This is a genomic window from Enterococcus sp. AZ163, from assembly GCF_050498925.1.
GTDB classification, from domain to species: domain Bacteria; phylum Bacillota; class Bacilli; order Lactobacillales; family Enterococcaceae; genus Enterococcus_A; species Enterococcus_A ferrettii.
Window position 1 is genome coordinate 3,019,718 of sequence record NZ_JBIPAO010000001.1, and the last position, 19,945, is coordinate 3,039,662.

At 35.3% G+C, this 19,945-nt stretch carries 22 protein-coding genes; 1 reads left to right on the top strand and 21 read right to left on the bottom strand.

The genetic code is table 11. From position 1 onward, the window contains the following. Positions 1-144 precede the first annotated feature (144 nt). From IGI46_RS14475 to IGI46_RS14495, 5 genes are read right to left on the bottom strand one after another with little or no spacing between them, the layout of a single operon-like run. Positions 145-942 (bottom strand): tyrosine-protein phosphatase, encoded by a 798-nt coding sequence (locus IGI46_RS14475; RefSeq protein ID WP_429973711.1) that lies wholly within the window; start codon positions 940-942, stop codon positions 145-147. Next, complete coding sequence (locus tag IGI46_RS14480; RefSeq protein WP_429973712.1) at positions 929-1,369, bottom strand: hypothetical protein; 441 nt, start codon at positions 1,367-1,369, stop codon at positions 929-931. Before IGI46_RS14480 ends, IGI46_RS14475 begins: the two co-directional genes overlap by 14 nt. Positions 1,370-1,387: 18 nt before the next feature. Further along, positions 1,388-3,751, bottom strand: coding sequence for an FtsX-like permease family protein (locus tag IGI46_RS14485; protein WP_429973713.1), 2,364 nt, complete (start codon positions 3,749-3,751; stop codon positions 1,388-1,390). After that, complete coding sequence (locus IGI46_RS14490) at positions 3,735-4,484, bottom strand: ABC transporter ATP-binding protein (protein WP_429973714.1); 750 nt, start codon at positions 4,482-4,484, stop codon at positions 3,735-3,737. Before IGI46_RS14490 ends, IGI46_RS14485 begins: the two co-directional genes overlap by 17 nt. Before the next feature lie 10 nt (positions 4,485-4,494). Continuing rightward, positions 4,495-5,265: an AfsA-related hotdog domain-containing protein gene (locus IGI46_RS14495; RefSeq protein ID WP_429973715.1), complete on the bottom strand. Its 771-nt coding sequence runs from the start codon at positions 5,263-5,265 to the stop codon at positions 4,495-4,497. A gap of 190 nt (positions 5,266-5,455) precedes the next feature. Here IGI46_RS14495 and IGI46_RS14500 point away from each other — a divergent pair, with 190 nt between their 5' ends. After that, the gene (locus IGI46_RS14500) at positions 5,456-5,917 is read left to right on the top strand and encodes a MarR family winged helix-turn-helix transcriptional regulator (RefSeq protein WP_429973716.1); all 462 of its coding nucleotides are present in this window, start codon (positions 5,456-5,458) and stop codon (positions 5,915-5,917) included. A 327-nt stretch (positions 5,918-6,244) separates the two neighbouring features. Here IGI46_RS14500 and IGI46_RS14505 read toward each other — a convergent pair whose 3' ends face one another. The 16 genes from IGI46_RS14505 to IGI46_RS14580 form a co-directional block, all read right to left on the bottom strand. Then, positions 6,245-6,580, bottom strand: a complete 336-nt coding sequence (locus IGI46_RS14505; RefSeq protein WP_429973717.1) for a group II intron maturase-specific domain-containing protein — start codon at positions 6,578-6,580, stop codon at positions 6,245-6,247. Between the two features lie 541 nt (positions 6,581-7,121). Continuing rightward, on the bottom strand, positions 7,122-7,676 hold the full coding sequence (hxlB, locus tag IGI46_RS14510) for a 6-phospho-3-hexuloisomerase (RefSeq protein WP_429973718.1): 555 nt from the start codon (positions 7,674-7,676) through the stop codon (positions 7,122-7,124). A gap of 10 nt (positions 7,677-7,686) precedes the next feature. Beyond that, positions 7,687-8,355, bottom strand: coding sequence for a ribulose-phosphate 3-epimerase (locus tag IGI46_RS14515; protein ID WP_429973719.1), 669 nt, complete (start codon positions 8,353-8,355; stop codon positions 7,687-7,689). Between the two features lie 5 nt (positions 8,356-8,360). Continuing rightward, entirely contained in the window at positions 8,361-8,873 is a 513-nt protein-coding gene (locus tag IGI46_RS14520; protein WP_429973721.1) for a YjbQ family protein, read from the bottom strand. Continuing rightward, positions 8,874-9,161: a PTS sugar transporter subunit IIB gene (locus IGI46_RS14525; protein ID WP_429973722.1), complete on the bottom strand. Its 288-nt coding sequence runs from the start codon at positions 9,159-9,161 to the stop codon at positions 8,874-8,876. 21 nt (positions 9,162-9,182) lie between these two features. Further along, positions 9,183-10,535 carry a PTS galactitol transporter subunit IIC gene (locus IGI46_RS14530; RefSeq protein ID WP_429973723.1) on the bottom strand — a complete coding sequence of 451 codons (1,353 nt, stop codon included), beginning with the start codon at positions 10,533-10,535 and terminating at the stop codon, positions 9,183-9,185. Positions 10,536-10,557: 22 nt separating this feature from the next. Continuing rightward, a complete protein-coding gene (locus IGI46_RS14535) occupies positions 10,558-11,013 on the bottom strand; it encodes a PTS sugar transporter subunit IIA (RefSeq protein ID WP_429973724.1) in 456 nt (151 codons plus the stop codon). Between the two features lies 1 nt (position 11,014). Further along, on the bottom strand, positions 11,015-12,958 hold the full coding sequence (locus tag IGI46_RS14540) for a BglG family transcription antiterminator (protein WP_429973725.1): 1,944 nt from the start codon (positions 12,956-12,958) through the stop codon (positions 11,015-11,017). A gap of 514 nt (positions 12,959-13,472) precedes the next feature. Further along, a complete protein-coding gene (locus IGI46_RS14545; RefSeq protein WP_429964974.1) occupies positions 13,473-14,117 on the bottom strand; it encodes a class II aldolase/adducin family protein in 645 nt (214 codons plus the stop codon). Positions 14,118-14,121: 4 nt separating this feature from the next. Then, a complete protein-coding gene (locus IGI46_RS14550; RefSeq protein WP_429963786.1) occupies positions 14,122-15,069 on the bottom strand; it encodes a 1-phosphofructokinase family hexose kinase in 948 nt (315 codons plus the stop codon). Position 15,070: 1 nt separating this feature from the next. Further along, the gene (locus IGI46_RS14555; protein WP_429963787.1) at positions 15,071-15,286 is read right to left on the bottom strand and encodes a hypothetical protein; all 216 of its coding nucleotides are present in this window, start codon (positions 15,284-15,286) and stop codon (positions 15,071-15,073) included. Continuing rightward, positions 15,270-16,622 (bottom strand): PTS galactitol transporter subunit IIC, encoded by a 1,353-nt coding sequence (locus IGI46_RS14560; RefSeq protein ID WP_429963788.1) that lies wholly within the window; start codon positions 16,620-16,622, stop codon positions 15,270-15,272. The genes IGI46_RS14555 and IGI46_RS14560 overlap by 17 nt, the downstream gene beginning before the upstream one ends. 23 nt (positions 16,623-16,645) lie before the next feature. Beyond that, entirely contained in the window at positions 16,646-16,924 is a 279-nt protein-coding gene (locus tag IGI46_RS14565; protein ID WP_429963789.1) for a PTS sugar transporter subunit IIB, read from the bottom strand. Between the two features lie 19 nt (positions 16,925-16,943). Continuing rightward, on the bottom strand, positions 16,944-17,402 hold the full coding sequence (locus IGI46_RS14570; protein WP_429963790.1) for a PTS sugar transporter subunit IIA: 459 nt from the start codon (positions 17,400-17,402) through the stop codon (positions 16,944-16,946). Between the two features lie 31 nt (positions 17,403-17,433). Then, a complete protein-coding gene (locus IGI46_RS14575) occupies positions 17,434-18,180 on the bottom strand; it encodes a DeoR/GlpR family DNA-binding transcription regulator (RefSeq protein WP_429963791.1) in 747 nt (248 codons plus the stop codon). Between the two features lie 370 nt (positions 18,181-18,550). Further along, the gene (locus IGI46_RS14580; protein ID WP_429973726.1) at positions 18,551-19,894 is read right to left on the bottom strand and encodes a flavin monoamine oxidase family protein; all 1,344 of its coding nucleotides are present in this window, start codon (positions 19,892-19,894) and stop codon (positions 18,551-18,553) included. Positions 19,895-19,945 lie beyond the last annotated feature (51 nt).

Below are 19,945 nucleotides of genomic sequence, written 5' to 3' on the forward strand. Positions count from 1 at the left end.
ATTTCACCGGCATTTTTTTTAAGACTCATGTCACAGCCTCTTGTTATCCACTATTCATTTTTACTACGCACGGCTATTACAACTATAGAAAATTGAACGATTTTCGTTATTAAATATTCGGCCCTCATCACTTGAGCTAACAATTTACTTTAAGTAATAGTATTGCAATGCTTTTCTCATTTCATCATTGATACCAAGAACTTTGTTTAAATAAGTATTGATTCCACCAAAATCTTCATCAATCAATTCAAATGCTGAGGCAAGATACTCTTCATTTGCAAAAAATTTTCTTTTGGCAATTTTAATTGTCTTTTTATCAATACCTAATTTGGCAAACTTTTCCGCACCCTTCTCTATTCTATGAAGCATGTATTTATTACTTTCCAAATAATCTCGGAAAATTACACTTCTTTCAAAACCCAAGGCAGATAAGATCAACGCAGTAGCATACCCAGTTCTATCTTTACCTGCAGTGCAATGATACAATGTGCCTTTGCCTCTTTCACCATTTCTTAATAAAAGTGAAAAAAAATCTTTATAAGCCTCAATAGCGGTCTTTTCAGTTACGAATTGCTTATAGAATGTTTTCATTCTTTCTGATTGACTCATTACTACTTCTACAAGAGAAGATGTCTTTGGAAATGACTTTGATAAAATATTTTCGTTTAAGACAGACATTTGCATATCCTCTAATACTGGTAGAAAGACATTCTCTGCTCCTGGAATATCTTTATCTGCTTTCGCTTTCTGCTCAGAGTAGTCTCGAAAATCTACTACAGTACTTATATTACAATTATTTAGATATTTACTATCTTCTAAGCTCATGTTTGCCAAACTAGCAGAACGAACTAGTAATTTTTTTTTAATCTGATACTGTGAGTAATCTATCTGATTAAGGTCCCTAATATTTTCTATCGATGAAACATTTTCACTTATGAGCATAATTCTTCTCCATTCTATTGATTTTCAAAAAAATTGACTCATTTATAAAATTAAAGTTCATACCTGAATCTAGGATGATATCATTAAACTTTGATGAGATCTCTTCCTTTTTGATATAAAAATTTCTGTATCCATTAAAAATTTGATCATATATCAATGCTATATATAATTCTTCTAAGTTCTCTAAGTATGAAAATGAAAAATCAAAATTGCATAGCATCAACTGATTTTGTATATTTCTGCAATCTAGGATAATGCTTTCTTTGAAAGATAAATATTTACAGTCTAATGTTAAACTCTTAATTTTCTTTAGCATTTCATCTACACTCTCGTAATTATCTATATTAATTTTTTCCAACTGAAATTGAAGGATTACGAATGAATTTTTACCCTTATGCAGCACCTTTTCATTGATGAAAGCTTTCATCTAGATCACTCCTAATATTTATCCTTGTGAAATTAGAACACTTACATTAACTTTTCTAATTTTCCTAGAAACAATCCATGTATTACCAACAACTAAAACTAAAATATATAGAATGTTGAATACTATTAAACTTAACGACTTATCCGAGGGGATTTGTGCAATGTGTATCATACTAAAAATAGTGTTTATCAAAGCATTATCTGATATCCAATAAAATATCATTCCGAAAAATACACCCATTACTCCTAGAATAAAAAATCGCAAAACAAATTGAACTCTTAACTGAAAAGAAGTAAATCCAATAGATTTCATCACTCCAAAATTAAAAAATTCACGATTAATTAAAACTAAAGACAACAAATAGGTAATTAAAGTGATTAGAACTAAAGAAATTACAATCACTAATATAGAGATAACATATAAGACATTTTGTATGGTTTGAATTCTAGTCAGAACAAATTTTCTTTCGTTCGAAAGGTTAATACCATCTAACAGAGCTTTGTGTGTGTTTTCTATATGATCAATAACTGAGTCAATGTTTTCCGAACTTTCAACTTTTAAAAGGTATTGGGATGGTGAAAAAGTACTTAAAAGTGATCTTGCACCATCTTCAGTCAAACCAATATTTTTCCCCATATCATATACCTGATTATAAATCCCTACTATATTGTATTGTTTAGATAATCCATCTTTCGTTTTGACTTTTAGTTTATCACCAATAGTTTTGCTGTAATCATCTTCAATACCTCCAGAAATAATCACTTCATTATCTTTTTTAGGAACTCGTCCCTTTGTAACATTACTTTCAGGAAAATTACTATAAACTAGCAATTGGATTTCTTTTTCGTCTTTTTCTAATTGCACTCTATGGGAATTGTCAAAACTGCTTCTATAAGTTAGCTCATAATCATTATTTATTTTTGCTAGAATTGTTTCTGTATCATCGTTTTCACTATTAATAACATCTAACCTGATATCATTAACATCATACCCAAGCATATGGGAGACATTCTCAACAGTAGTAAAAGATTTAGATATACCAACAAGATTCATTATTGAGAATGAAAATAAAGCGAGCAAAATAAGTAATGAGAGATGTTGTCCCAATGAGAACAACAGTTGATTAAAACTAATTTTTTCTCCTATTCCAAACATAGTAAGAGGAAACTTGAAAAAAGAAGGTTTAAAATTCAAACGAGAATTTGACATATTTTTCTCAATGATTGCATCCACTGGACGAATGCTAAAAACTTTCCAGATAGAAGTTAACATTATAAAAAAGATAAAAAGTAACAACAAGAAATTTATAATAATCGGAATAGCCCATGAAATATTTCCTATCCATAGAATGCCACTAACATTTAGCATATAACTACCTATAATCGGAGAGATTAAGTAAGAACCGATAGTCCCTGAAAATATTCCTAAAAGAGAAAGTGATAAGTAATGGATAACATTTATTGAAAGTAGTTGAGTCCCATTAAATCCTATTGCTTTCAGAATCCCCATATTTTTTTGTTCTTGTTCTATAATAGAGGTGAGAATATAACGAATGACAAAAATCATGATTATCAGGAGAAAAAGTGAGAATAACACTACTATTCCCAAAATTATTGTTGGTGCTGTTGTACGAAATCTTGCTAAATCGTTCTTATTGAAATAGTTCAGTGCAAACTGAGAGTACTCAAATTTTTCATTCACATGTTCAAAACGTTTTCCATCATTTACACTCGAAGGTTTTAAGTTGGCTTCCAGAAACACTAATTTTTTATACTCAGTTGGAGAATCTTTTCTCTTTAGCTTTAATAATGCTTCATCTGAAATTAGAGCACGCTTCATTTCATAAAAAGGGGACCCAAAAATCGGATCTTCAAAAAATCCTTTTATTTCATATGTATCTCCAAATATTTTTATTTCTTCGCCAGATTTAAATTTATAAGTATCTGAATATGAAAAGGGTAAAAGGATTTCATTCTTTACTAAAGTTACACTGCCATTATGGACCTTTTTAGTAGAATAATTTTTATAAGAAGGTGCTTCTGTTAGAATCAGTTGAGTTTTATCTTCTGAAATGTTTAGTTCTCCAACGAAACCATTTAAAACATGAGTTTCTTCTACATTTTTTTGGGCTAGCAAATTTTTTTCTGCATCAACGTTAAAGTTATTTTTATCAAAAAGATAGACTATATCACTTTCAGAAGCTTTGCTGTAACTTTCAGGATATTGAGAATGCAGTTTTTGGATAATCCCAACAGAAGTAATCAACAAAAGTGAGGTGAAAAACGAAAAAGCGAATATTATGAGAGAATATAGCTTTCTGTGAGTTAAATTTCCTTTTATTACTAAGAGAACTGCTTTCATAAATTCACCATCCCATTTCACTTAACCAATCAAGAACGTGTTTTTCCCGATCATTTATTCCTCTCGAATCAACATAACCTTCCAGTTTTAATTCACCTTTGATTTGGCCATCATTCAAATAAATTATTCTATTTGCTCTAATTGCGGCTTTAATATCATGTGTCACCATCAAAATACTTTGCTTTTCTTTTGTATTGAACTCTGTGAGAATATCTAGCACTGCTTGACCTGATGATGAATTAAGTGCTCCTGTAGGTTCATCTGCAAAAACGAGTTCAGGTTCATTTATCAATGCTCTAGCAATAGAGGCTCTTTGCAGTTGTCCTCCAGATATCTGATTAGGAAGACGATCAGATAAATCAGCAATTTCAAATCTTTCTAGTAGATTCATTGCCGCCTCTTTTACTTCTTCTTTTTTCCTTCCTATCAAATATCCTGGTGTGACAATGTTTTCTAATAGAGTTAAGCTTGGCAATAGATTCATTTGTTGAAAGACAAATCCCATGTTTCTTCGTCTTAATTCTGCAAGTTCTTTTTCCTTTTTCATTACAATATCTTCACCAAGCAAATGAACGCATCCTTTTGTAGGTGAATCCATTCCACTAATGCAATATAAGAAAGTTGACTTTCCTGAACCAGAAGAGCCCATTATAACCGTAAAATCTTCTTGATAAATATCTACCGAAATTCCTTTTAATACAGATGCTTGACTAAAATGTTTTTCAACTTCTTTCACTTCTAGAATTTTTTTCATACTTGTACTCCTATCTTAGATAACTATATCCAACTAAATAACCATGTACACAAGATTTACCGTCTTGTACAATATTGAACATGCTAAAACCTGCCCCTTTCTTTTTTGGTGTCATACATAACATCTGAATATAACTAGGTTGATTATTCACAACAAAGTTTTTGTAGTTCTTTATGTCTTGAGTAACGATAAAACGCAATTTTGGATCTTGTACAATAGAGGCAGCCAAGACCGTTGACTGTCTACAAACTTCTGCCAATACCATTGATTGAACATGGTCATCAGAAACATGATCAAGATTTATTTCTTCCGTATCTATTATTACTTTTGAGAACAACATATCTGTATTCGGCAATCTATAAAAATCACTAAGCATGACATTTTGTTCATTAACTTTATGAACTAACTCTTTTTTTACTCTTGAATCATATTTTGATAAAGAAAGTTCCTCACAAATTTGATTTGGAATTCCTATCCTTGGAAGAATATCCTTTACCTCCAAGATTGTTTTTCTAGTCATTCTAAAATCTTCTAGAATATCCTCAATTGTTTTATCGAACAGCCAGTCAATAATCTCTTTGTCTTCAATAAAATCGGGTTCGTACACTTTGACATTATCTTTAAGAATACTTAAAAATAACTGAATCTCATTTCTGTTATTCACAATAATACGAGAACCATTTTTACTTGTCTCGTCATGCTTATTTTTACAAATTAAATATTGCTCGGAAAAATCTTTTGTTAAAACCATTTTATCTCTAACACCTACACCAATCATCATTCAAAACTCCCATTTTTCAATTTTACTTGTCGCGTCAAGTTGTTTTTAATGATAAGGGATTTTATAGTCAGTGTCAATGTAAAATGATAATAAATATGCATTTTACATGATTAGTCATCTATATAGACGCGAAACGCTTTATCTAGTATAATGTTGTTCAATATAAAATAATTAATTAGGAGACTTAGTAATGGATAAAGTTCAACAGCTTCGATTTCTTATAAAGATTGCAGAAAGAGAAGGAATTTCTGAATTAACTAATCAACTAAAACCTTTAGACTTAACTCCAAGTCAAAGCGAAGTTCTTCAAATTCTAGCAGAAAAAGAACCTCTTTCTTTGAAAGAAATTGGAAATTTAATTATATGTGAAAAAAATTTTCCAAGTAGATTGGTACAAAAACTAGTTGACAAAGGGTTAGTGTTTAAGAGTATTGCTAAAGAAGATAGCAGAAAATCAGTTCTCCACTTGACAAAATCTGGTAGAGAATTAATTCCTTTACTGCAAGAAAAGGAATCTGAATTCAATCAAAAAGTTTGGACTCAGTTTGATAGTGAAAATCGTATTGATACGGTGATAGATATCCTTAATTACTACCTAGAAGGTAGTGATGGTTTAGAAAAATTGAAAAAAAGAATTGACGAGGGTGAGTAGTTTTCATAGAAAACAATATTTGACGGGGAATGAAAAGAGAATTTAGGATTTGTCAACCAAGATGTAGAAGTTAATTGATTGGATATTTTTACAACTAGAAAAACTTTATTTCTTCTAAATTTAGAAAAATTCTTATTTTGAAAGATCGAGTAGGAGGCTAACCATTAACTAATTAGCCGACCTCTCACACCACCGTACGTACGGATCCTTATACGGCGGTTCAATTTTACATCACATGTACTTTTTGATATTGTTGACTAGCTCCTAATAATCCAAACTGCTCAAAACGTTTATTGGTAATAGTTGTTGTGAGCCCCCATGAAGTAGCTATACGAGCGATTTGCTTGTATGGCTATTTTTATAAGCTTCTGTTGGATGTATCCCCAACTTTTGAAGGTTTCTCTTACGATTCTTCGCAGTCTTCCATTGTTTCCAGAAGCACATTTTCAGTCGAAATCTTACGTGTGCGTCAATGTTACGAAGCTTTATTTTCATTTTCCCAACACGAAAATAGTTTACCCAGCCTCGAATTAATTGATTGATCTTTTCTACGCGGGCCTTCATCGACACACTCCAGTTTCTTTTCGTTAATCTTTTAAGTTTATGTTTGAAGCTATCGATGGCGATTTGGTGAGGTCGTGACTTATATCCTTTGGCTCTCATTGAAGAATGCACTTTTCTAAAGCTAGAATGGAGGGTATGGGTTTGTGGGATTATTCGATTTCCAAAGGTCTTTTGGAGCTAGAATGAATCAGAATTGGCAGTTCTTTTGTCGAATAAATCAGGCTACAAAATATTTACAGATTCACTTCCAGTTGCAAGTCTACTAATCAGTTCAAAAAATCAAGTATTTCAATGCAGTCAAAGCAACTAATTTACTATTTTCGACTTGACTGTTTTTGTGTGGTTATTCCCCTGATCTTACATTAATGACTTCAACACCTAATTCTTTAAAAGTTCATTTGAACTATTTCTTAATAGTTCTTGATTTATAAGTGGTCAATTAATATCCTAGACAAATGATAATTATTTCGACAATCTTACTCAATACTTTTAAGGATTCAAACCAAACAAAAGCTGTATCTGAAAAATACCAAACAACAAAAGATATTCTCGATCTTTTATTGTTTGGTATTAGTCGCTATTTAACCAACTATTTTTACTTTAAAAACTCTGATAAACACAATTTATATTAAAGGTTTATTTACTCAAAATCAGCATGCCGTTTAAACATCGTTTCTGAAGTTTCTCCACTCTCATCCATTAAATTCAGGACCAAGCTATCAAATGTCAAGAAAACTAACTGCTCAAAAGCTGTTCCCATGGGTTGGCTGAAGCCTTCCATAGAACGGTTGTTTTCATCTTTAGTTACACCAGGTAACATTAAAATCGAAGAAGCTAGCTTACCAATAGTTGAGTCGGCCTTCATGGTTACGAGAACAATGTCAACTCCGTTAGCAGCAGCTCTTTCAGCTAAATATCTCAAGCTAGTCGTTTCTCCCGAACCAGAACAGATGATCAAAAGATCACCTGGACACGAGTGTGGTGAGCTGATTTCACCAACTATACTTACCTCAAACCCTAAATGTAACAGTCGATTGGCAAATGCTTGAATCGCAATACCCGATCGTCCAGCACCAGAAAGAAAAATGTGTTTGGCCTTTTTTATTTTATCAAGAACCAGTGAAATTTGTTCGGTATTGATCTTTCTTGCGTTTTGAGTAAGCTCCTTGAGGATAGATAAGGTATAATTTTCCACTTTTCTCCTCCTAAACTTCTGCTAGAGCTGTTTTTAAATTTGTAATCATTTCGGCTTCTTTGTTTTCTTCACTAAAAATATAGCCACCGGAAACGAACATATCGGTGCCTGCTTTGGCACAAGGCTTAATCGTTTGATTATCGATTTTGCCGTCTACTTCAATTAAAAAGTGGTAGTCATGTATTTTTCTTAGCCGATTCAGTTCTACAATCTTATTAACAGTTGAGTCGATAAAATCTTTGTTAGGTCTGCCAGGATTGATCGTCATGACTAATACTAGATCAACTTCAGAAAGAATCGGTTCTAACAATGACACCGGAGTGGCGGGATTAATCGCCACGCCGGCTTTCTTTTTTCGCTCCTTGATCATTTGAATGATGTGCATACCATTATTTGTTGCTTCAGCATGATAAGTAATAGAATCCGCACCCGCATCCAGAAAAGCCGGAACAATTTTCTCAGGTCTTTCCACCATCAAATGGACATCCAATAATGTATCATCAATTTCCTTTAATTCTTTGACAATACTGGGTCCTGAAGCCATGTCTGGCACAAAACATCCATCCATCACATCTACATGCAGCCATTTTGTTTCGGTCATTTTTAATACGTTTAAGGTTGCTTCTATACGACTGATTCGCGAGCTAAACAGTGAAGGTGCTAAAATATACTCTTTCATCAAAGCTATTCCCCCATAATTACCACATTGATTAATCGTTCGCGTTCACGCAAGCGGTCCCAATCAACAAAATATACGCGTCCTAAAGAACCGATTTGCAGTTCTCCATTTTTTAAGATTAGTGACTGCGAGTTGGTACCGTAGATCGATGCTTTTAAATGAGCATCGGTATTCAACATTACCCACTTCTCAGCAGGATAATTGGGATCACTCAACGAAGTCCCAAAAGCGATATGTTCTGGTCCTGGGCTATGATATTGTCCCTCAGTCGTCATAATTGGGGCTACTTTTTCCATCGCTTCATTAATGTCTACGTGTAGAAAATCGTCTCCAAAATAATTCACGTCATGCATCGTTTCTTCATAGAAGAATGAACATGTTGTATGGGGAGTGGTAATGGTCATCACACCATCTATCACCCCTGATTCTAATGCCATACGAACCAAATCATCGCGTAAATCATGATAGGAAGCACGCCCTTCTATTGTATGCAATTTGATTGTGTCATGTTTGATCATCTATTTCAGTTCCAATCGTCGTGCTACATCTTCAAATATTTTATCTGATCCAATTCCGGTTAACAGGCCTAATCCATTGATTACCTTATCTTTGATTGAATCTGGAACAATCGTCGTGCTGACAACGGCATCGTATTCATCCATTTTGTTTAATTCATCCGCAATCTTAGATTGATAGATTTTAACCTGATCTGTATAGTTTTCAGCTTCTAACCACTTGTTGATTTTTGATACTGCAATAGTTGAGGTTGCGTGGCCAGCACCACAGATTACTAACAATTTTTTCATGATGTTTTCCTACTTTCTTTATTAAGCTTCTTGTATTTTTTTTACTTTGTTTGCTTTGATTTTGTTGAGGTAAAGCATTCCTGCTACGATTAAAACACCTAAAATCACGATGCCAAAGACTCCTAGTTTTTGAGCGAGCAGTACAAACAATCCTGCTGGCCAAAGTCCACTTAGCAGCATCGTTACTAGACCAGATGTACCCACATCAAAGTTTGCCATTTGAAAAAGATCCGTCACGATAGGAGCCAGCCAGGTAGATAAATAGAAAGTCATAACTAGGTAAAGTGAACAACCCACAAGCGATCGAACAATATTGCCTTTAAAGAATGGGACCATTAAACAGATCGCAAAGGTGAAGAAAGCCAAATCGCCAAAAGGCAACACTTGATTTCCTGGTAGGATTACTGCAAGTAGTAACGATATAGGTACTAACAGTAATGCAGTAGACATGACTGTCGGATGACCAACTGTCAACGCCGCATCCATCCCAATATTTACAACACGCCCGTTTAGTTTCTTGTCAGTAAATTCTTTAGCCGCTTCAGCAATTGGCAACAAACCTTCCATAAACATCGCTACCATTTTTGGCATAACCTTCATAACTGCAGCGGTTTGCATCGCCAACAGCCCCACACCTGCAGCATCATAGCCTGCTAAGAAACCAACGACGCCTCCAATGATCAAGCCAATGACAACCGTGTCACCAAAAATCCCAAATTTTCTGGTCAGGCTTTCGGCATCTGCATCAATCTTGTTAAACCCTGGAATTCGATCAAACACCCAATTCATCGGCTTTGCGAATAACACTCCTGATAATGCCATCATATGAGTAATTGCAATACCTGGATATCCAAAGAATTCACTCACTTCTTCTTGAGCAGCATCCGCTAAGAACCATTGTAAAAGAACGGCAACAATTGCTCCGATAAGTCCAAACCAGAAGTTACCCGTTACCGTTTGAACGAGCATACCTAAGAAAATCGGGAACCAAAAATTCCAAATATCAACATTCAATGTTTTGGTCAGGCCAAGTATCACTAAAATAAAGTTCAAAATCAATGAGATAGGAATCATTAAAATTCCTAAAGAGGTTGAAAAAGCGAGTGGACCACCGACACCAACCCCAATATCTAAAACATTCAAGGACGTTCCAAATTTCTCACCCATTTGCTGGATCGCACTACCTAAACCACCAGCGAGCAAATCCAAAACCAATCCTAAGCCAATATTACCAATACCAACGGTTACCCCAGAAATAAAAGCTTTGCCCGGTTTTAAACCAAAGAATAAACCGATTATAAAAATGATAACTGGTAGGAAAACAGTTGATCCTAGTCCAATAAACCATTGAATACCACTCATAATAACATCCATTTACTTTTCCTCCTTGATTGTTCTAATAAACACCAGAATCATTTAGCAATTTACTAAACTCTTCTTGAGATGATAACTCTCGTAATTGATTAACTTTCTGATCATCAGTAAATAATGTCATTAAGTTTTGTAAGGTTTCTACTTGTTCATGAGGAACCGCCATCGCCAACATAAACACTAAATTGACTTCGATGTTATGGTTTTTATCTGTCATATCTTGAAAAATTATCGGTTCTTCTAATGATGCAAAACAGATTTGTGACTTGTTAACATAGACGGAATCTGTATGAGGAATCGCAAAGCCGACACCATTGAATTCCAATCCAGTAGGGTATTCTGTTTCTCTTGTCGTGATGCCGTCTAAAAAGCTTGCTTTGACACATCCCGCTAGATAAAGTTTTTTATACATATCTTCAAATAAGTGCGTTTGATCTTCTGGTTTGATATGAAATAAACAAAGTTCTTGATCAAAAAACATTTTAGTTTCCTCCAGTACTAAAAATTTGTAGCATTTGCGATGAATCTTTGATTTTCAAAAGGGTATCAACCTTTTTCTTCTCATCTATAAATTGATAGAGTTCTTCGACAACTTCACGAATTTCGGGTAAGTCTTCTTCACTAAGATTTACCATAATAATTAACTTAACTGTACGTTCTCCCCAATTGATCGCTTTTTTAAGGGATACAATATATATGTGCGACTTAAGAATAGTTGTTGGATCTGCATGGGGTAATGCAACGCCACTATCTAAATTAGTATTGCCAATATCTTCTCTATCAAAAATAGATTTACGAAAACTAGGCAAAACTAATCTACACTTCTCAAGCTCATCAATCATATTATTTAAGCAATCAGCTTTATCGGGAAAAAAATTTTGCAAGCTAATTAATTGAGGGCTGATGTATTTATTCAATACTTCTGCTTCAAAAGCATGCTCTAATGAAGCCGATATCCCAAAAGGTTCACATTGGATAAGATACTTCGTATAAGCTTCCATGATCTTGATATAATCTTGGTCACTGACTAAAGGTGTTACCTTCACAAAGGGAATCTTTGACTGGGGAATATCTATTGAGCTGATGATCAGATCAATATTTTCTTTGTCACTTTTATTAAATCGTTCCATTGTAGAAATCTCTACATTATCATGAGCTGGTATGAACTTCCGAACTTTAGAAAAAATAAACTGTGCTGAAGACATCCCATATTGACAAACAATGATAATATTATTTGCTTTGGATTGACGATCCAAGGCAATTTGGAAGTGAATTAAAATAAATGAAATCTCGTCATCGTTCAAAATAACATCATACTGTTGTTCCACTATAACTAATGCATACCAGACAATACTAAAAAGCTCAGAGTACTGATCACGAATACTCTCCAATAAAGGATTCTCAATGTGAATTCCTCGTTTTAGACGGAGAATCATAGCAGGTACATGGTATATTAATGAATTGAAGAGGTGTTCATCCTGCGTCAGATCAACTTTTTCAATTTTACTCATTCTCGAAATCAGTCGGTGAACCAAATCGACATAAGTTTCGTCACTAGCTTTCACCTCAGTAGTTACTCGATGAGCGAAAAGTTGACGTGACAAGTATTCTTTATCTGCTTCACTAAAAATCAACCCAGTTTCTTGTGACAATTCCTCAGACATTTCATTAGCAACCACAAAAGTCTCCATATATCGTATGCTGCTAAATAAGTAATCAGCTTCACCTTCAACATGAAACCCAATTTTAAGGCGTCGGCATTGAACTAAAAGAGTTGTCAAAAGTGATTCCATATAGTAATCAGAAACATTCTCAGTGAGTTCTCTAAAATTCTTATGCAGAACTTTTGACACGGTATCCACTAATTGTTTTGAAAAGAAGTGATACAGCTTCCCATTAATAGAATTCTCCTCACACAGATTTGAAAAATGAGCTACTAACTGTTTCGCTGCTGATTGAATGTCATTTTCTTGACCTTGGCTAATCAAACCATCATTATTAGATGTTATTTCAATATTGTTCGATACAATGATCTCGTTCATGATTTTCAAATCGTTATAAAGTGACGTCTTACTGACTAAGTATCGTTCAGCAAGAGATTCCAATGTTGGGTTATCTTCTTCGAAAAATACACTTTTGATAATTTTGGCTCTTCTATTTATCGGCGATAATTGATCTTGCGAAAGCTCATTTTCTAATTCTTTTAAAAAGTTTGTTTTTGCAGAATGTTCACCACATAGTCGGATACCTAAAGAAGGTAATCTTTCTATCTCTACAGAATAAGGTTGAATGAAAAGTCGAAGTGTTTCTAGATCTTGAAATACAGTTTTAGTTGAGACAGATAATTTTTTACTATAGAAAGAAGCAGGTAAAAATTCATCATGTTCAATTAGCAAGCGCGCGAGTTTTATTTGCCTTTCGTTCATGGATATCACCTTTCTGTTAGCTAACGCTCTTCTTTACATGTCTAAGATAACATGAGAGATAAGCGCTAACAATTACATAAGTTTCCTTATCTATTGTGGAAGTGAGTTAACGAACCCTCAAAAATCCACTTTTCTATGTAGAGAGTTTAGAGAAGCATCCATAAAAAACAGCTTTGGAATCGTTAATTTCCGTTTTAAATCAGTTACACAGCATTGATTCAATCTGCAATAATTGTCTCTATCCATCATGATCGATATTTCACCTGATTAGAAGTTCAAGACTGCCTTAATCGTTGCTACACTGAACTCTTCGACATATCGAACTAGTATAGCAGTTTGATCTATCAAGGAATAGGTTAGAGTTGATCTCAAGACTCCATTCGTGTGTTTAGAGAAGTTAAATTTTTTTATGTAATTATCTCCAATAAAAATAAGACTTGGACTTTTATTCATATCTGATAAAAGTCCAAGTCTAGTAGATCGTTCATTTTCAAAAAAGCAGATTAGCGGCGTATTATTCTTCTATGTTATAATTGTAGCTAACAAGATCATCTATATTTGAAACGCCCACTTGTTTGAAGATTAAGTATTCTTTAGCGATGTACGCATTCCATTCAAGTCGCTCAAGCATATCGTAGGTTTTTTCAAGAGTAGCGCCAACTACTAAAACCCCATGTTTTCTTAACAAGTAAGCTTTCGGTATAGTTTGGTCTTGTTTGACTTCTTTTCTAACCACCCTAGCCAATTCGGGCGAAGTCGCAGGGGCAAACTCAAGACAGCGAATGTCTTCCAATTTTTGAGTGGCTTCACTGATATTTGGCATATCTAACCCCATACATGCAAAAACCATTGAATCTAATGCGTGAGCATGAACCACACAACCGATGTTCAAATTTTCTTCATAGCAAGCCATATGCATATTGATTTCTCGCGTAATTTTTCCTGATCCTTCTACTATCCTTTCATTTTTGTCAATGACTAGAATCTGTTCAGGTGTTAAATTGCATAAATGATTTTGTGACATAAGTGTCGGAGTCATAATGAAATGTTCGTCATTAATCTTTACCGAAACATTACCACCAGCTGAGTTCGTAAATTTTCGATCATACATTGTTTTAACGAACTTGCATAATTTGGTTCTTTCTTCTAAATATAACAATGCTCTACTCACCTATCTTCCTGCATATTACTTGTTCTTTAAGTTCTTTTACTCGTTGGATGCTAAAACCTGTACTTTTCTCTTCCTCGGCCTTCGCAGCCCCTATAGCAGTAGCCAATCTGCCGATCTCTTTTACTGACAAATCATTTACTAATCCATAGATCAATCCCGAAACAAAAGCGTCACCACTTCCAGTATCATTCACCGTATCAATAAATGGTGGTTCAAAAATGAATGAATCCTGTTCTGTAAGGAAGACTGATCCAGTTCCGCCCATTGAAACACTGATGTTTTTGACATTGCTTAATAACTCTTTGTTTTCGCTATAAGCAGCAATGCATTCTTCCAATGTAGATAAATCTTCATTCACAATTTCTGAAAACTCGTGCTGGTTTGGTTTAATTAAGAATACTTCCCTTTTTAAAACCTCGTTTAAGAATTCACCAGACACATCAGCAATCAATCGTACTTTGCGTTCTTCAAGTCGATCTAGAAAATAGGCAAAAGTCTCAAGTGGCGTCTGTATGCAGGGATTTCCTGAGATAACAACAGTGTCTTCTTCTTTTAACTCACTTAATTTTTCTAATAGGAAAAGATCAATCTGTTCCTTTTCTAAAGGAAAACCAAAATCAGTGATCATGAAACTGCCTTCTCCACTATCATCCGTCAAAATATAATTATTTCGCACTGCTTGATCAGTCACAGTATAAAACGAACTCTCTGTTCCGTAGTTTTGCAATAAATCTACCAGTTCCTGACTTCTTTTTTCACCAGTAATTCCGGTACAAATATTTTTCTGTTCTAATAACGTTAAGCCTACGGATACATGTGTTCCTTTACCGCCAACATCCAAATATTTTTCTTGAATCCGATTATTTTTTCCACGAGTCAATATTTCTTTGGTTTTGATAATATTGTCTATGGCTGGATTCAGTGTAACTGTGTAAATCATTTCAAATCTTTCCCTTCCGTTTTTTTGCTATCCGTTCATCCAGCTCTGAGAATAAACTATCATTCCCAAAATAACGAAATAGAATACCAATCATTAATGCTAGACCAGTATAAAAAATACCATGTTGTCTCCATCCGTAAATAAATAGATAGATTGCTATCGCAAGTGATGCATACCAAAACAATTTCGTCGCAGTTTTTTTACTCAGCTTCTGCATATCGAATTTCATCCTCTTTTTTACGACCTCGATAAAAGATAATGAATAATCCCATCCAAGCAATTGCTAATAAAATTCCCCACCAGTGTCCAGCCATCGCGTTAGCAAAAGCAAATTTAAATTCGCCATTCTCAATGGTCGCCCAGGCAAGCATGGTCCCTTCTTCTACGTTAACAGCACCGGTATCTTGAGCTAATTGAGTAATGTATGGCGCAAAGTAAGTGCCAATATAAAGAAAAACTGGTGTTGTGATAATACCATAACCTAACATTCGGATAATATTGCCTCTTCCCAATAAATAAGCTGCCACAACAATTGATAAATTAATCAATCCTGCAAATGGCAATACTTGATTTCCAGGTAAGATTACGGCAAACAGTAATTCAAATGGGATTAATAAAATAGCTAAAACCCATATCTCGTTACTACCCGCTAAAATGGGCCAATCAAGACCAATATAAAGCTCACGATCCTTAAATCTTGTTCTCATATACTCTGAAATTGCATCAGAGATTGGTGACAGTGCCTGCATAAACAATTTCGATACCATAGGGAATAAGGTTAATGCTGCGGCCGCATTTATTCCCAAAACTAATGCGTCTGAAACCTCGTATCCGCCAACCAAACCTAATGCTGTCCCAACAATGAATCCCATAACGTGATTCTCAGAAAAAATTCCAATTTTTTCTTTCAATGTATGCACATCTACATGCTTTTGAAACAAGGGAATGTAATCCATCAGCTTATCAATGGGATATAGAAGACAAGCAATCAATGTCATATGATGAGGCAGTGTTACGCCAGGAATGCCTGTCAATTCTTGAATTTCTCTGCCCCAAATATCTCCAGCCTTTAATTCAACAACCACTTGAATAGCTACCACCAAGAAAGCTAAATAGATGTTTCCAGAAATATAGGTTACCATTACCGCACAAAATGCTTTTCCCCAAACATTCCACATATCTACGTTTAATGTCTTGGTCAATTTGAAAACCAGCATCAAAATATTGATTAAGATTGTTACAGGAAAAGCCAAGAATGCATATTTCCATGCCCAAGTTATCGAGGCTCCTGTTGTCCACCCACCATCAATTGAAGTTAAATTAATCCCTGTGTTAGTAGCAAATGCTTTGGCCGCCGGAGTGATATTCCCTAACATATAATCAACTACTAAATTCATACCTGCAAAGGCTACACCAAAAATCAGTGCTGCACTGAAGGCATCCTTAACGCGCATTTTTGCTACGATTCCGATAATGAACATAATGATAGGCACAAAAACCGTTGCGCCCATATCTAAAATGTATTGAAATATATTTGAAAGAGTTTCAATCATTTAACTAACTTCCCCCTCAATTTTTATTTTTTCAGTTCTTCAATCAATTTATCTAATTCTTCTTCCATTCCCATACCGGTTAAAAACTTAATTCCGTCAAATTTTGGAACTCCATAGGTCTCGCTAGTTGGCGTAATCGATACATAAGCATCCGCGTTCTTAATAAATGTTTTAATCGACTTAATATCAACAGCTTCAACTGAAGCATTCACCTTACGTTCATTTAGCAATCGACCAATTTTTGATGCGACTGTTTGACTCGTTGCTACTCCACTACCGCAGGCTACAATAACTTTTTTCATCTTCCCTACACACCTTTTTCTATAGATTTTTTTTGAAAAGCTGATACATATCTTCTTGATCCTGTATTTTACGATATTGGTCTACGAAATCTTCAGCGCTAATCAAATCGATGATAGTTGATAATAATCCGACTTGTTCTTTCGGTTCCTTAATTCCTAAAACTAGGATAAGTTGACTTTCAACCTTAACGTCTATTGTCGCCATTTGAGTAAAAACAACTGGCTGTGTCAAATGGTACACTGCGATAAATGCTTTGTTTATATTCTCGGGATCAGTGTGAGGAATCGCTATTGACATTGTCGGAAGTGCCAAGCCAGTAGGATACTTGCTCTCCCTTTTGACAACTGATTCATAGAATGTTCCTGTGACAAATTCTGTACCTAATAAATCAGTATTCGCCTTCTTAAAAAAAGCTTCTTGATCAGCAAATGTTTGATCATAGAAAACCAATGATTTGTGAACGAGTTGACTGTACATCTTTTCACCCCCTTTCAATAAAACGTCCATTTTATTGAGTCACCACCTCCATAAGACCATTCGTCTGACTAAGAAAACTTTTAGAGACTTCCTTACCAGTAATAAACACATCAATTTCCTCAAAGCTGAATGCTTTTTGAATGCCTAAACGGTTTTCCTTCTTAGAATCAGCAATCACTATTTTCCTTTGAACAGAAGGAAGGAGCTTGCGCTTCACTTCTAATGAATACACATTGTTTTCGGTAAACTCGCTATCAAGAGAAAAACCGCTGACACCAATAAATGCCTTATTTGCCAATAGTGTTGCAGCATCTTCAATCGCTCTAGGACCATACATTTCTTTTGTTTGTTTGTTAAGTATTCCTCCTAAACAATAGATCTCAACATTCGGTAAAGTGCTGCACCGATCTGCAATAGGTAAACTAGCGGTAATAATTTTTAATTTAATGTCTTTTGGTAAATAATCTACCAAATACAACATGCTGGTACCGCCATCTAAAAAGATAATATCCTTCTCCTCAACCATGGTTGCAGCATACATGCCTAAGGTTTTCTTTTCACTCACATTTTCTTCCAAGCGTTCATCAAAAGTATCAGCCTTGAAAAGCTTAGCACCACCGTGAACTCGAACAACTTTTAACTCATTTTCCAAAGATGAGAGATCATTTCGAATAGTTTGTTCTGTTACGTTAAAGTTTTCTGATAGTTCTTTTGTTGTTGCGCGTTGCTTATTTTTGATGTAAGAATAAATTTCATCTAGTCTTTCATAATTCTCCATTTAACACCACTCCTTTTTCGTTTAAAATTCGTTTAACGTTCATTTGATTTTCATTTTACACTGGAAACAAAAAAAGTCAAGCGGTTTCAATAAGAAAATCCGCTTGACAGAAGTTTAATAATTTATTGTTATAGTACTGTTTTCTTCTATACTCCAAGAATCTATCCATCGATTATTAAGCCAATCAGTAGAGACATCGGAAAGAAAAATAGTATGTTTGATAAAACAGCAAGAATGATTCCAGCACTTCGTAGTGGAATCGTTACTTGCCATATTTGAGACAGCCGTAAGCAATAGTTAATACAACTATTCCATAAATAAGCACAGTATAATACTATTTACTTTTATCTCATCAGTTAACCAAACTCGTTTACGCTCCTACATTAACCTTACTTTTCGCCAAAATCTTTTCTGCTTCCCGTTCACCAGAACGAACAGCCCCTTCAAAGTAGCCGTTCCAAATTGTAGCCGTTTCGGTTCCGGCAAAGTGAATTCCTTCAACTTCTGATTGCAGGAACTCCCCATATTTGATGAAGCCGCCTGGTGTGAAGTGTCCAGAGAAACAGCCGTTAGTAAAAGGTTCCTCGTTCCAATCCTGCGTAATAAAATGCTCAGGACTTCTTGCTTGTTCCCCATAAAGCTTGACTAATTCTTCAATCAGACGCGCTTCACGCTCTTCTTTCGGCAGCTTACTTAACTGGATCGAATCAATGCCGTAAACAAAGAAGGTCAGGATGCCTTTCTTTTGGTCCACTAAGGAATTATCTAAGCTCTCGATAATCAGCCCTTTACTCATATTGCGCTGGCCGGATAACCCTGACTCACGCCAAAATGGCTGATCATATACGGCATGATATTTTGATGCGCTACCTGGCAGAATGCTCTGCAGGGTCTTTTTCTTCCAAACCGGTAGCTCTGGTGTAAAGGTAATTTTTGAATTTACAACGGTTGGAGGTACAGCGATTAAAACTTGAACAGCGGAATACTGGTCTCCTGCTCTTGTTTCTACAAGGTAGCCTTCATCGGTCTTCGCAACTTCCTTAACCACTTGCTGGTAAAGCACCGAGCCGTAGTCTTGCGCCATCTTTTCAGCGATGGCCTGCGGTCCGCCAACAATCCGGTCCTGTTGAGCTCCGCCTTTTGCCCCTAATAAGCTTTGGACACCGTTACCAGCCTTAATGTAATACAGCATTTGAAACAGAGAAACTTCCCCCGCATCGGAAGCTAACAAACCACCGGCTAGCATTCGACCGACGAAACCAGCAACTTCTTCATCTTCCGCCTGCAAGCTTAGCCAGCTAGCCAACGTCATTCGGTCCTGGGTATCAATATTCGGACTTTGGTGTGGGTGGTCCAAATTCACCTGATCAGCTAGTTCATCGATTACTTCAAACAGCTCCAGCATTTCAGCCGGCTCTTGGTCATGCACGCCATCAAGATAATGGTACTGTCCCTTACCAAACAATTGTGAAGGGAACGTTGGTACACCATACTCCTCAGCCAACTCATACATGCGATCCTGGGTTGGTCCTAACCATTGACCGCCTAAGTCGATCTGCGTTCCATCTTCTAACCATTTGGTTTCCGTTCGACCACCTACTCGGTTGCGCGCTTCCAGAATAACCGTTTCAAGGCCTTGCTTCTTTAATGATAAACCAGCTGCCAGTCCTGCAAAACCAGCGCCGATAATAACTACATCATATCTTTTTTCCATTATGAGTCCTCCTAAAATACTTGATAATAAAAGTATAGAGGTTATAACGGT

Excerpts from the sequence above, each read along its gene's own strand:
- IGI46_RS14475 (WP_429973711.1), bottom strand. The coding sequence starts at position 942 with ATGCTCATAAGTGAAAATGTTTCATCGATAGAAAATATTAGGGACCTT.
- IGI46_RS14480 (WP_429973712.1), bottom strand. The coding sequence starts at position 1,369 with ATGAAAGCTTTCATCAATGAAAAGGTGCTGCATAAGGGTAAAAATTCA.
- IGI46_RS14490 (WP_429973714.1), bottom strand. The coding sequence starts at position 4,484 with ATGAAAAAAATTCTAGAAGTGAAAGAAGTTGAAAAACATTTTAGTCAA.
- IGI46_RS14495 (WP_429973715.1), bottom strand. The coding sequence starts at position 5,265 with ATGATGATTGGTGTAGGTGTTAGAGATAAAATGGTTTTAACAAAAGAT.
- IGI46_RS14500 (WP_429973716.1), top strand. The coding sequence starts at position 5,456 with ATGGATAAAGTTCAACAGCTTCGATTTCTTATAAAGATTGCAGAAAGA.
- IGI46_RS14505 (WP_429973717.1), bottom strand. The coding sequence starts at position 6,580 with ATGAGAGCCAAAGGATATAAGTCACGACCTCACCAAATCGCCATCGAT.
- IGI46_RS14515 (WP_429973719.1), bottom strand. The coding sequence starts at position 8,355 with ATGAAAGAGTATATTTTAGCACCTTCACTGTTTAGCTCGCGAATCAGT.
- IGI46_RS14520 (WP_429973721.1), bottom strand. The coding sequence starts at position 8,873 with ATGATCAAACATGACACAATCAAATTGCATACAATAGAAGGGCGTGCT.
- IGI46_RS14525 (WP_429973722.1), bottom strand. The coding sequence starts at position 9,161 with ATGAAAAAATTGTTAGTAATCTGTGGTGCTGGCCACGCAACCTCAACT.
- IGI46_RS14530 (WP_429973723.1), bottom strand. The coding sequence starts at position 10,535 with ATGGATGTTATTATGAGTGGTATTCAATGGTTTATTGGACTAGGATCA.
- IGI46_RS14535 (WP_429973724.1), bottom strand. The coding sequence starts at position 11,013 with ATGTTTTTTGATCAAGAACTTTGTTTATTTCATATCAAACCAGAAGAT.
- IGI46_RS14540 (WP_429973725.1), bottom strand. The coding sequence starts at position 12,958 with ATGAACGAAAGGCAAATAAAACTCGCGCGCTTGCTAATTGAACATGAT.
- IGI46_RS14550 (WP_429963786.1), bottom strand. The coding sequence starts at position 15,069 with ATGATTTACACAGTTACACTGAATCCAGCCATAGACAATATTATCAAA.
- IGI46_RS14555 (WP_429963787.1), bottom strand. The coding sequence starts at position 15,286 with ATGCAGAAGCTGAGTAAAAAAACTGCGACGAAATTGTTTTGGTATGCA.
- IGI46_RS14560 (WP_429963788.1), bottom strand. The coding sequence starts at position 16,622 with ATGATTGAAACTCTTTCAAATATATTTCAATACATTTTAGATATGGGC.
- IGI46_RS14565 (WP_429963789.1), bottom strand. The coding sequence starts at position 16,924 with ATGAAAAAAGTTATTGTAGCCTGCGGTAGTGGAGTAGCAACGAGTCAA.
- IGI46_RS14570 (WP_429963790.1), bottom strand. The coding sequence starts at position 17,402 with ATGTACAGTCAACTCGTTCACAAATCATTGGTTTTCTATGATCAAACA.
- IGI46_RS14575 (WP_429963791.1), bottom strand. The coding sequence starts at position 18,180 with ATGGAGAATTATGAAAGACTAGATGAAATTTATTCTTACATCAAAAAT.
- IGI46_RS14580 (WP_429973726.1), bottom strand. The coding sequence starts at position 19,894 with ATGGAAAAAAGATATGATGTAGTTATTATCGGCGCTGGTTTTGCAGGA.